This window comes from Rhizobium sp. P1_B8, assembly GCF_056406515.1.
On sequence record NZ_JBFTZZ010000010.1, the window covers coordinates 83,343 to 95,992 of the forward strand.

Sequence of the window (12,650 nt, forward strand, 5' to 3'; positions counted from 1 at the left end):
GACGCCGAAATCGGAGATGGAGATCCGCAATGAACCTCGTTCGCACTGCCATGTTGCTTGCCTTCATGACGGCGCTTTTCATGTTTGTCGGCTTCCTGATCGGCGGTCGGGCCGGCATGATGATCGCATTCGTCATTGCCGCCGGCATGAATTTCTTCTCCTACTGGAATTCCGACCGGATGGTGCTTTCGGCCTATCGCGCGCAGGAGGTCGACGAGCGCAATGCGCCGGAATTCTTCCGGATCGTGCGCGATCTCGCCCGCAATGCCGGCCTGCCGATGCCGAAGGTCTATCTCTACGACAGCCCGCAGCCGAATGCCTTCGCCACCGGCCGCAATCCCGATAACTCAGCCGTCGCCGCCTCGACCGGCCTGCTCAGCGCCTTGTCTCCCGAGGAAGTCGCAGGCGTGATGGCGCACGAACTAGCGCACATTCAGAACCGCGACACGCTGACGATGACGATCACGGCAACGCTTGCCGGCGCGATCTCTATGCTCGGCAACTTCGCCTTCTTCTTCGGCGGCAACCGTGAGAACAACAACAATCCCCTCGGCTTCGTCGGCGTCATCGTCGCGATGATCGTGGCGCCGCTCGCTGCCATGCTGGTGCAGATGGCGATCAGCCGCACGCGCGAATATTCGGCAGACCGCCGCGGCGCCGAGATCTGCGGCAATCCGCTCTGGCTCGCTTCGGCGCTCGGCAAGATCGCGCGCGGCGCTGCTCACGTGCCGAACGAAGATGCCGAGCGCAACCCGGCGACGGCGCATATGTTCATCATCAATCCACTCTCCGGCGAGCGCATGGACAATCTGTTTTCCACCCATCCGAATACGGAAAACCGCATCGCTGCGCTGCACGACATGGCGCAAGGCGGCATGAATGTCTCGACGTCGCCGGCTCGTACTGCTAATCCGTCGCGCAAATCGCGCTCTGTTCCGGATACGGGCCTCGGTCGCGGTGGTTCGCAACCGCCAAAAGGTCCGTGGTCTTGAATTCAGACGGCACGAAGAAGCCATTCCGCAAGCATAAGCCCTCCAGTGAGCGATCTGCGCCTGATAAGCCAGGCTTGCAGGCCCGGGCAGCGGCGGCAAAAATTCTTGCAGCCGTCGTCGACCGCAAGCTGCCGCTCGACGGCGCTCTCGATCATGAACACGGCAATCCGGCCTATAGGGCGCTCGGCGAAAGCGACCGGGCGCTCGTCCGCGCCATCCTGAACACGACGCTGCGCCATCTGCCGCGCATCGATGCCGCGATTGCCGCGTTGCTGGATTCGCCGCTGCCGGAGGGGGCAAGGGCGCTGCATCACGTGCTCGCCATCGGGGCGGCGCAGATCCTCTATCTCGATGTGCCGGATCATTCGGCTGTCGATCTTGCCGTCGAGCAGGCCAATCTGGATCCACGCAATCGCCGTTTCGCCAAGCTCGTCAATGCCATCCTCCGCCGGCTCGGCCGCGAGAAGGAGCAGGTGCTTGATGCGATCGGCAAGGTCGCGCCGATGCCGGCCTGGTTCATCGCCAGGTTGGAAAAGGCCTATGGCCGGGACGCGGCGCTGGCGATTTCGGAATCCCAGCTCGAACCGGCCGCAATCGATCTGACCGTCAAGTCCGACCCGGAAGGCTGGGCGAAGCGGCTTACCGGCGTCGTCCTGCCCACGGGCGGCGTGCGGCTCGCCGCCTTCGACGGCGGCATTCCTTCGCTCGAAGGCTTCGATGAGGGCGCGTGGTGGGTGCAGGATGCGGCAGCAAGCATCCCGGCCAAGCTGTTCGGCGATCTCTCCGGCAAACGCACCGCCGATCTCTGTGCTGCGCCCGGCGGCAAGACGGCGCAGCTCATCCTGGCCGGCGGCGCAGTCACCGCACTCGACCAGTCGGAAAGCCGGCTGAGACGGCTGCGCTCGAATCTCGACCGGCTCGGCCTCAAGGCGGAGACGATTGCGGCAGACCTGACGACATTCGAGCCGGCGGAACGCTTCGATGCGATCCTGCTCGACGCTCCCTGCTCTTCCACCGGCACGACACGCCGGCACCCTGACGTGTTGTGGACCAAGGGGCCTGAGGATATCGCCCGGCTGGCGGCGCTGCAGGAGCGGTTGCTGCGTCATGCGCTGACATTGCTGCAGCCGGACGGCACACTGGTTTTTTCGAATTGTTCGCTCGATCCTGTCGAGGGTGAGGAAGTCGTCGCCCGTGTTCTTTCCGATACGGATGCGGTCGAGCGCGTTCCGATCGGCGCCGGCGACTGGCCCGGCCTTGAGGCGGCGATTACGCCGCTCGGCGAATTCCGTACGCTTCCCACCATGCTGAAAATGCCTGATGGCATCGGCTCCGGCCTCGACGGCTTCTATGCGGCTGTGCTGCGGCGCGTGGCCTGATTGCAAGGCTTGAGCGCGCGCGGCGAGCCTGCACTATACGAGGTGCTTCATAGCCTCGGGTCACGCATGCCCTTTTCCAAAACCGTCCCCACGATTTCAGGCGAAACGCGTTAATTTGCGTATATTCGAACCTTGTCACGAATTAATTCATTGTGGACGATGAAATCGGCCGCTTTTCACCTATTCTTAACCACGAGGGTCAATAGACAATAGAATATGCAGTCCGGTCGGCGTTTTGCGAGCATGTATGTTCGGGAGGCTTGGCGGCGCGCCTTGCGCCGCGTCGCGTTGCTGCGCCTGAAGCTCTTTCGTCATTCGATCAAGGTGCCCGAGCGTCTGATCGTCGCGCCGACCGATCTCCGCAGCATCGATCCACATGTGGCCGACGAAATCCTCAACGGACGGTTTCTCCTGGCCGGGCGCATGCTGGAAACGAACGGAAAGTCGCCCTTCACCTTCACCCTGCCCTCGCGCCCCTTCGCGACGCGTCTTCACAGCTTCGGCTGGCTGCGGCATATGCGGGCGAACAAGACGGAGCGTAGTTCGGCTGCGGCCCGCGCGATCGTCGACAGCTGGCTTTCCATCCATGCCGGTCGCATGGAGGGGATTGCCTGGGAGATCGACGTCACCGCCCAACGCGTTATCGCCTGGCTGTCGCATTCGCCGGTGGTGCTGCAGAACGCCGACCGCGGCTTCTATCGCCGCTTCATGAAGTCGCTGGCGTTCCAGGTGAGGTTCCTGCACCGCATGGCGCCGTTCACCCTCGGCGGGTTGGAGCTGTTTCGGCTGCGTATCGCGCTCGCCATGGCCTCCGTCGCCATGCCGGCGCGCGCCTCCACGCTCAGAAGGGCGGCGCAGGCACTCGACCGCGAATTCGATAGCCAGATTCTATCAGATGGCGGCCATGTCTCGCGCAATCCGCGCGTCGGGCTGGAATTGCTGCTCGATCTGCTGCCGCTCAGGCAGACCTATGTCAATCTCGGCCATGACCTGCCGCAGAAGCTGATCTCCGGCATAGACCGGATGTATCCGGCATTGCGGTTCTTTCGCCATCAGGACGGGGACCTGGCGCTGTTCAACGGGGCAACCTCGACGCTCGCAAACGAGCTGATGTCGGTGCTGCGATATGACGAGACCGCCGGCCAGCCGTTCAAGGCTTTGCCGCAGTCGCGCTATCAGCGGCTTTCCGGGGGAAAGACGGTGATTATTGCCGATACCGGCACGCCGCCTTCGGGAGGCGCACTTCGGACCGTGCATGCCGGCAGCCTCTCCTTCGAGATGTCGTCCGGCCGTCATCGGTTCATCGTCAATTCCGGTTCGCCGAAATTTGCCGGGCATCGTTATGTCCAGATGGCGCGCACGACGGCGGCGCATTCCACCGTCATCCTCAACGACACGTCGTCCAGCCGTTTTTCGCCCTCACCCTTCCTTAGTCACGCCATCACCGAACCGGTGAGAACCATCACTGTCGAGCGCGCCGAAACCGAGGACGGACGCGACGGCATCAAGCTCAGCCATGACGGTTATCTCAGGGGGTTCGGGGTGCTGCACGAGCGTGAGCTGACACTCAATGCCGCAGGCTCGATCGTGACAGGCCGCGACCGGCTCGTCGTCCGCGAAGGATATGAGCATGATGAACCTCTGAAGGCTGTCGCCCGTTTTCATATCCATCCCTCGATCGTCCTGCATCAGAGTGACCGGGAGTCCGTGCTGCTGACGGCGCCGGACGGCGAAAGCTGGCTGTTTTCGGCGCCCGGCAATGAGGTGCTGATCGCTGAGGACATCTTCTTTGCCGACAGCTCCGGCATCTGCGGTTCGGACCAGATCGAAATCGACTTCGATCTTGCCGAAAAGACGGAAATCCGCTGGTTCCTATCTCGCAAAAGCTAGAGGCGGATGATTTTAGGCCGAGTGGCCAAAGATTGAGATCGCCTTCACGGCAAGGAAGTAAGGTATGATGCCATCCAAAAATGGCTCGTGCTTTCGACATCTGCTCTGACGCCTGTTTGCGCGGCGGCAAACCTGTGCTAACGCGGCGCCAGCATGCGAACATCCCTTGCGGATGTCCTCCCGAAGCCCGAACGGAGAAGGTTTCATGGCCGTCATTTCCAAGAAGATCCCCGCCCCCGACAAGGTCGAAATCAAGACCGCGCTCATCTCCGTCTTCGACAAGACCGGAATCGTCGAACTCGCCCACGCCTTGTCTGCCAGAGGTGTGCGCCTGCTTTCGACCGGCGGCACCTATAAAGCGATCGCTGCGGCCGGTCTTGCCGTCACCGATGTCTCCGAAATCACCGGTTTTCCAGAGATCATGGACGGGCGCGTCAAGACGTTGCACCCAATGGTGCATGGCGGCCTGCTGGCGATCCGTGACGACGGCGAACACCAGGATGCGATGAAAACACACGGCATCGAGGGCATCGACCTCGCCGTCATCAACCTCTATCCCTTCGAGGAGGTGCGCGCGGCCGGCGGCGACTATCCGACGACGGTCGAGAATATCGACATCGGCGGTCCGGCGATGATCCGCGCATCGGCCAAGAACCATGCCTATGTGACGACCTTGACCGATCCGGCCGATTATGCCGAGCTGCTGGAGCAGCTTTCCGCAGATGGCGGCAAGACCGCCTATGCCTTCCGTCAACGTATGGCCGCCAAGGCCTATGCCCGCACCGCCGCCTATGATGCAATGATCTCCAACTGGTTCGCTGAGGCGCTGTCGATCGACACGCCCCGCCACCGGGTCATCGGCGGCGCGCTGAAGGAAGAGATGCGCTACGGCGAAAACCCGCACCAGAAGGCCGCCTTCTACGCGACCGGCGAGAAGCGCCCGGGTGTTTCGACAGCAGCTCTTCTCCAGGGCAAGCAGCTATCCTACAACAACATCAACGATACGGATGCCGCCTACGAACTCGTCGCCGAGTTCCTGCCTGAGAAGGCGCCGGCCTGCGCGATCATCAAGCACGCCAATCCCTGCGGCGTCGCCACCGGGTCCAGCCTGGTCGAGGCCTATCAGCGGGCGCTCGCCTGCGATTCCGTTTCCGCCTTCGGCGGCATTATCGCGCTCAACCGGACGCTGGATGCCGAAACGGCCGAGGAGATCGTCAAGCTCTTCACCGAAGTGATCATCGCGCCCGATGTCACGGAGGAGGCAAAGGCGATCGTCGCCCGTAAGCCGAACCTGCGGCTATTGTCCGCTGGTGGCCTGCCCGATCCGCGTGCGGCGGGCCTGACGGCGAAGACCGTTTCCGGCGGCCTGCTCATCCAGAGCCGCGACAACGGCATGGTCGAGGATCTGGAACTCAAGGTCGTCACCAAGCGCGCGCCGACGGCACGGGAACTTGATGACATGAAGTTCGCCTTCAAGGTCGGCAAACATGTGAAGTCGAATGCCGTGGTCTATGCCAAGGACGGCCAGACCGCCGGTATCGGCGCCGGCCAGATGAGCCGGGTCGATTCCGCCCGCATCGCCGCGCTGAAGGCCGAAGAGGCGGCCAAGGCGCTTGGCCTTGCAGTGCCGATGACACATGGCTCGGCGGTCGCCTCCGAGGCCTTCCTGCCTTTTGCCGACGGTCTTCTGTCGATGATCGCCGCAGGGGCGACGGCGGTTATCCAGCCGGGCGGCTCGATGCGCGACCAGGAAGTCATCGATGCCGCCAACGAACACGGCGTCGCAATGGTGTTTACCGGCATGCGCCATTTCCGGCACTGAGTGATTGCGACTGCATAATTCCTTAAATCGGAATCGATTTAAGGATGAAATTATCCAGCAACTCAAAGTGCTACAGCGTCGTTTGCGCGTCTTAAAGACGCGCGGCGCTGTAGCCGCCGGCCAGGGCAGAGCTGATTGCTATTCCCGGTCGGCCGGATAGGGTGTGCGAAACAAGAGCACCAGTCCGCCGGCAAGAAACAGGATCAGCGTAGCCATCCCGAGCCGCGGTGATCCGCTCATATAGGTCATCAGCGAGAAGAGCAGCGTCGCCATGAAACTCGTGGCGCGGCCCGAAAGTGCATAGATGCCGAAGTAGCGGCCGGCCTCCTCCGGACTGACGCTGCGGGCGAGATAGGAGCGCGACGAGGCTTGCACCGGCCCGAAGGCGAGCCCGATCAGCAGACCATAGAGGATATAGGCCTTTTCCGCCGCAGTACCGAAAAGGCCGCCGGAATCGGCCGTCGGCAGCGGCATCAGTCCGAACAGGGTGTAACCCGGTCCTGTCGAGATGATGCCGATCGTGGCGAGAAGCAGCATGCTGAGGCTGATGACGACAGTCACCTTCGAACCGACGCTCCTATCGACGCGGCCGGCGATCAGGCAGCCGAAGATCGCGACAACATTCAGGATGATGCCGTAGATACCGATCTCGATCGTCGCCCAGCCGAACATGCCGGCCGCGAAGATACCACCAAGGATCAGCAGGCCGTTGACGCCGTCTTGATAGATCATGCGGGCAATGAGGAATGTCAGGATGCCGCGGCGTTCTCTGAGTTCGCCAAGCGTGTTTCTGAGTTCCCGCAAGCCGGAGCGGACGGCGGTGCCGAAGGGAAGACCCCTGCCGACGTCGGGCGTGAAGAAGAACATCGGCAGGATGAAGATCAGATACCAGACGGCCGAGATCGGCCCGGTGATACGTGCATCCTGGCCGGTCTCAGGATCAAGACCGAATAGCGGATCGAGACCGAGGATGGTCTTGCCGGTCTCGGGGCTCGCCGCCAAAAGCGTCACGACGGCGATGAGCACGATTATGCCGCCGAGGTAACCGAGCCCCCAGGCGGTGTTGGAGAGCTTGCCGACCTCGTGCTTTCCGACCAGACGCGGCATCATCGAATCATTGAAGACGATCGAGAACTCAGCCGAGATCGAGGCGAGGATCATGAAAATGACGGGATAGACAACAGGCGAACCGGGGGCTGCGAACCACAGGCAGAAGAGACTGGCGATCTTGATGATCGCGAAGAAGCCGATCCAGGGTTTGCGTGCGCCGGACTGGTCGGCGATCGAGCCGAGGACGGGTGAGAGCAGGGCGATGATCACCGAGGAGATCGTCGCCATATTGCTCCACGTCGTCTGCGCGGAAACCGGGTCATCGGTCAGGCGGGAAACGAAATAGGGTCCGAAGATAAAGGTTGTGACCACGGTGAAGAAGGGTTGTGCTGCCCAATCGAAGAACATCCACCCCCAGATGCCCTTCTCCGTGGCCTTCGGCGGTTGCGTTCCTGTCCAGTCAATGCGATTCAACATCCGCTCCTTCTTTTGACGCGGACTGTCTCACCTCGCCCGGTCGCGCGCAAGATCGGTCAGGATACCTGCAGCAACGGTAATACGCGCGAGATTGGGATCGCCGCCGTCGCTGAGGCCTGAAAGCTCCTCGAGGATGCGGTTAATGCGGATGCGATCCTGCGCGTGCCAGGCTTGAACGGGAAGCTTTTCCTTGCCGTGATCGGAAAGGGCCGAGATGACGATGTCGCGCCTTGCGCTGGCGATCTGGTCGATGCTGCGGGCAAGCGCCAAATTCTCGTAATGGTCTGAGGTGAGGATCCGCCCGCCGGCCGCCAGCAGTCTGCCGATACGGAAGGTCTGCGACACCGCGAAATAGTTTTCGGCGGCGCGCACTAGGGGCTCGCCGGTGCGTTCGGCAATCTGCATGATCTCAGGCACCAGCGCGAAGCTCTGCAGGTTGGCGATCTCGGCCGCGAGTTTCTCGGGCACGCCCGCCTGGCTATATTCCGCTTGGCGCGGGGCGGCATCGCCGGCCGACTGTTCGGCGAAGGCAGGCTTCAGTTTCTTCAGAGCGGCCTGCAGCCGGCTAATCACTTCTGCCATATCCGCCTTGGTCATGCCGGTCTTCAAGAGCAGCCGCGTCAGAACGGTAAAGCTATGGCTGATCTCCTCGTAGATCCGGTTCTGCATATCGCCGGAAACCTTGCCGTCGAGAGCGTCGGTTTCGGCCCAGAGCCGGGTCAGGTCGAAACCGTCGCGGGCAACGATTGCGGCGCGCACCACTTCCGGTGCCGAAGCTGCCGTCGCGTCCATCATGGCGACGGTGAAGCTTGGTCCGCCACGGTTGATCGCTTCGTTGGCAAGCACGGTCGCGACGATTTCGCGCTTCAGGCGGTGACTGGTGATATCGCCGGCATTCGACTTCTGCATCTTCACAGGGAAATAATTCAAAAGCGTCGCGATGAAATAGGGATCGTCCGGCAGATCGCTTGCGGCCAGCGCGTCGAAGAGCACGATCTTGGCATAAGATACCAGCACGCCGATTTCCGGCCGCGTCAGCGGCTTGCCGGCCGTATAGCGTTCGGCAAGGGTCTGGTCGTCCGGCAGCGTCTCGACCTTGCGGTTCAGCTGGCCGGCGCCCTCGAGCACAGTCATGAAGCGCCCAAGCTGCAGACCGTTTGCCGTGCCCTTGCGTTCCGTCAGTGAGATCGCCAGGGACTGCAGGTAGTTGTTGCGCAGCACCAGGGTTGCCACTTCGCCGGTCATCGAAGAAAGAAGCTGGTCGCGTTTTGCGCGCGTCAGGCGCCCGTCATGCATGGCGGCTGCCAACGCGATCTTGATGTTGACCTCGACGTCCGAGGTGTTGACGCCGGCCGAGTTGTCGATGGCGTCGGAGTTGCAGCGCCCGCCCTTCAGACCGTAGGCGATGCGGCCCTTCTGGGTAACGCCGAGGTTTGCGCCTTCGCCGATCACCTTGGCGCGCACTTCCACCGCGGTGATGCGGATCGGGTCGTTGGCGCGGTCGCCGACTTCGGTGTCGGTTTCGGACGGCGCTTTCACATAGGTGCCGATGCCGCCGAACCAGAGCAGGTCGACCGGGCTCTTCAGGATCGCCATCATGATCTCGAAGGGGGTGGCTACGGCCTTGTCGATGCCGATCGCGGCAACCGCTTCCGGCGTCAGCGTGACCGATTTCGCGGCGCGGGAAATGATCATCGCACCCTTCGACAGCGCGCTCTTGTCGAAATCCTGCCAGCTTGAACGCGGCAGGTCGAAGAGCCGCTGGCGTTCGGCCAGCGTCTTTTCCATATCGGGGTCGGGGTCGATGATGATGTCGCGATGATCGAAGGCTGATACGAGCCGGATTTTGGGAGAGAGCAGCATACCGTTGCCGAAGACGTCGCCCGACATGTCGCCGACGCCCGCGACGGTAAAGGGCGTCGTCTGGATATCGATGTCCATTTCTCGGAAATGGCGTTTCACGGTTTCCCAGGCGCCGCGGGCAGTGATGCCCATCTTTTTATGGTCGTAACCGGCCGAGCCGCCGGAGGCAAAGGCGTCGTCCAGCCAGAAGCCGGCTTCCTGTGCCAGTGCATTGGCGGTGTCGGAGAAGGTCGCAGTGCCCTTGTCGGCGGCGACGACGAAATAGGGGTCATCACCGTCGAGCCTGACCGTATCCTTCGGCGGCACGATATCGGCGCCCGATATATTATCGGTGATTGAAAGCAGCGTGCGGATGTAGGTCTTGTAAGCTTCACGGCCGGCATTGAAGATCTCGTCGCGGCTGCCGCCGACAGGAAGCTTCTTCGGATAGAAACCACCCTTGGCGCCCACCGGCACGATCACCGCGTTCTTGACCTGCTGGGCCTTGACGAGGCCGAGCACTTCGGTGCGGTAATCCTCGGCGCGATCCGACCAGCGAAGGCCGCCGCGCGCCACCTTGCCGAAACGCAGGTGAACGCCTTCGACTTCGACGCCATAGACGAACATCTCGCGGAAGGGTTTTGGCTGCGGCAATCCGTCCACCAGATGCGGATCGAGCTTGAAGGCCAGCATCGGCTTCGGCGAGCCGTCCGGGTTCTTCTGGAAATAATTGGTGCGCAGCGTCGCATCGACGATATTGACGTAGCGGCGCAGGATACGGTCGTCGTCAAGGCTTGGCACGTTTGCAAGCTCGGTCTCGATCGCCTGATGCAATTCGGCAAGCTTCTTCACGCGAGCCTTCTCCGAAAGCCTGGTGTCGAGCGTGTCATGGAAGAGACGGAAGATAGCAGCGGCGACACCGGGATATTTGTCGAGAGTCGTTGCGATATAATCCTGCGAATAGGCGATGCCGGCCTGCCGGAGATAACGCGCATAGGCGCGCAGAACGTTCGTCTCGCGCGCCGAGAGCCCGGCCGAAAGGATCAGCCGGTTGAAGCTGTCATTGTCGATCGTGCCGGCGAAGGCGGCGACGAAGGCTTCCTCGAGGGCGGCGCCGTAACGCTGCAGGTCGATTTCGCCGCCGTTGCGGGCCTCGAGCTCCATGTCGTGCAGCACGACGAGTTTGGTTTCTCCATCAGCGGCAGGCACCCCGATGTCGAAGGTGCGTTCGCTGACGACATTGAAGCCGAGATTCTCGAGGAGCGGCACTCGGCGCGACAGCGCCAGCTGGCCGCCGGCGTGAAAGATCTTCAAGGAAAGGGTGCGGCCCTGTGCCTCCTGGCGATGGTAGAACTGAATGCGAAGCGGCTCGCCGGCGGCGCAGGCGCCGATATCGGCGAGGTCGGCCACGGTTTCCTCCGGGGTGAAGGAATCCTGGAAGGCTTGGTCGACGGATATCTTCGGCGCTTTGGCCCCGGCCAGCGCCTCGAAACGGTCGTCCCAGCGGGCCGTGATCTCGCGGATCGCCTGCTCGAGCTTTGCCTGCGGGATGCGCGGCGTCTTGCCGCCCGAGCGGCCGATGATGAAATGCACGCGCGCCACGCCCCCTTCCGGGAAAGCCGGGTAATAGGCAGAGACACGGCCGTCATAGACAGTCTTCAGATAGGTGCCGATCCGTTCGCGTACGATCGAGTCATATTCCTCGCGCGGCACGTAGATGATCACCGAGACGAAGCGGTCGAAATGATCGATTCGTGGCAGGACGCGCACGCGTGGCCGATCGGCCAAGTCGTTGATCTGTTCGGCAAAACTTGCAAGCAGCGTCGTGTCGATCTGGAAAAGGTCGTCGCGCGGATAGGATTCCAGCGTGTTGTCGAGCATGCGGCCGGAATGGCTCATCGGGTCGAAGCCGAAATGTTCCTTCACCTTCTCGATCTTGGAACGCAGCAGCGGGATTTCGGAGGCGAGCGACGTATAGGCCGTCGAGGTGAAGAGGCCGACGATGCGCAGTTCGCCGGTGACGTTGCCGTCAGTGTCGAAGCGCTTGACGCCGACATAATCCATATAGGCCCGGCGATGGACGATCGATTTCACATTCGCCTTGGTGACGATCAGGAAGTCGGGGCCGTCGAGGAAGGCAAGGATCTCAGGCGTTGTCGTTACGGCGTCCTTGCCGGTGCGCAGCACCAATACATCGGGATTGGAGAGGATGCCGAGGCCAGCACCCTTGTCGCGCTCGACCTTGGCATTGCTCCCCTTGCCGGAATAGACATATTCCCGCATGCCGAGGAAAGTGAAATTCTCGTCGCGCAGCCAGGTCAGGAAAGCGACGGCTTCGTCGCGATCGGCCTTCTTCCGGCTGGCGCCATTGGCCGCAAGCTCTGCGATCACTCCGTCAATCTTGGAAAGCATCGGCTTCCAGTCGGAAACCGACAGGCGGACCTGTTCGAGCACTTTTTCGATGCGTTTGACGAGATCGGCGGCCTGGGCGGAATTGAGCGGCGCAATATGAAGCTGGATATGGCTGACGCGGTTGGCCGGATCGCTTGGGTGATCGGCGGAATAAAGCGCCGGCGCCTTGCCCTTCTCCATGATCAGGATGGGATGCACGGCCATGAACAGGTCGCGATAGGTGCTTGTCACTTCGCCCATGACCGATTCAAAAAGAAAAGGCATGTTCTGGTCGGTGACTGAAAGCACCGAGACCGCGATGCCATCAGGCGTCACATCGGCAATGGTGTCGATGCCGACACGAGGCACCTTACCGTTCCAGGCGGCGAGCTCCTTTGCCGAATGCACGGCGGAGAGTGCCAGCATCTCAGGCGTGTAGAGTTCGAGATCGTCATTGCTTGCCCGGCCGAAGAGAATTTCCGGATCGAGATGCGCTTCACCCGTCGCCTTGGCGATCTTGCGCGCGCTTTCGATCTGCTTTTCCCGTTTCGGATTGTTTCTGGCAGCCATGGATCGCCTCCCTCAATGTCTGATTTTTCGCAAGCTAGCAGAAGATTCTTCGAAAAAATCTCTAAAAGAGCGGTCCGAAGGATTGTTTTGATGCTTTTTTGGCGCTGGAAATGAGAAATTGTAAGAGATTTTCCGCTTTCGTCGCCAAACGAAAGGGAAAGTCCCGTCTCCCGGTTTTTCGTCCCGGCGAACATTTCCACGCTCGCATGAAGAATGGTTGACAGCGTGGCGTCAAAA

The 12,650-nt window shown here is 61.6% G+C and carries 6 protein-coding genes; 4 read left to right on the top strand and 2 right to left on the bottom strand.

The window, feature by feature from the left end; all coding sequences use genetic code 11:
* Positions 1-29 precede the first annotated feature (29 nt).
* The 4 genes from htpX to purH all read left to right on the top strand — a co-directional run bounded on the left by htpX (position 30) and on the right by purH (position 6,083).
* Positions 30-992: a zinc metalloprotease HtpX gene (htpX, locus tag AC1D2N_RS14385; RefSeq protein ID WP_018448392.1), complete on the top strand. Its 963-nt coding sequence runs from the start codon at positions 30-32 to the stop codon at positions 990-992.
* On the top strand, positions 983-2,371 hold the full coding sequence (locus tag AC1D2N_RS14390) for an RsmB/NOP family class I SAM-dependent RNA methyltransferase (RefSeq protein ID WP_477981470.1): 1,389 nt from the start codon (positions 983-985) through the stop codon (positions 2,369-2,371). The genes htpX and AC1D2N_RS14390 overlap by 10 nt, the downstream gene beginning before the upstream one ends.
* A 216-nt stretch (positions 2,372-2,587) precedes the next feature.
* A complete protein-coding gene (locus tag AC1D2N_RS14395; protein WP_130653325.1) occupies positions 2,588-4,261 on the top strand; it encodes a heparinase II/III family protein in 1,674 nt (557 codons plus the stop codon).
* 205 nt (positions 4,262-4,466) lie between these two features.
* The gene (purH, locus tag AC1D2N_RS14400) at positions 4,467-6,083 is read left to right on the top strand and encodes a bifunctional phosphoribosylaminoimidazolecarboxamide formyltransferase/IMP cyclohydrolase (RefSeq protein ID WP_130653324.1); all 1,617 of its coding nucleotides are present in this window, start codon (positions 4,467-4,469) and stop codon (positions 6,081-6,083) included.
* Between the two features lie 138 nt (positions 6,084-6,221).
* Here purH and AC1D2N_RS14405 read toward each other — a convergent pair whose 3' ends face one another.
* Both AC1D2N_RS14405 and AC1D2N_RS14410 read right to left on the bottom strand, forming a co-directional pair.
* Entirely contained in the window at positions 6,222-7,610 is a 1,389-nt protein-coding gene (locus AC1D2N_RS14405) for an MFS transporter (protein ID WP_130653323.1), read from the bottom strand.
* Positions 7,611-7,637: 27 nt separating this feature from the next.
* Positions 7,638-12,413: an NAD-glutamate dehydrogenase gene (locus tag AC1D2N_RS14410; protein WP_130653322.1), complete on the bottom strand. Its 4,776-nt coding sequence runs from the start codon at positions 12,411-12,413 to the stop codon at positions 7,638-7,640.
* Positions 12,414-12,650: the final 237 nt, after the last annotated feature.

What these genes read in the sequence shown, in the direction of transcription:
- htpX (WP_018448392.1), top strand. Translation starts at nt 30, where the DNA reads ATGAACCTCGTTCGCACTGCCATGTTGCTTGCCTTCATGACGGCGCTT.
- AC1D2N_RS14405 (WP_130653323.1), bottom strand. Translation starts at nt 7,610, where the DNA reads ATGTTGAATCGCATTGACTGGACAGGAACGCAACCGCCGAAGGCCACG.
- AC1D2N_RS14410 (WP_130653322.1), bottom strand. Translation starts at nt 12,413, where the DNA reads ATGGCTGCCAGAAACAATCCGAAACGGGAAAAGCAGATCGAAAGCGCG.
- AC1D2N_RS14395 (WP_130653325.1), top strand. Translation starts at nt 2,588, where the DNA reads ATGCAGTCCGGTCGGCGTTTTGCGAGCATGTATGTTCGGGAGGCTTGG.
- purH (WP_130653324.1), top strand. Translation starts at nt 4,467, where the DNA reads ATGGCCGTCATTTCCAAGAAGATCCCCGCCCCCGACAAGGTCGAAATC.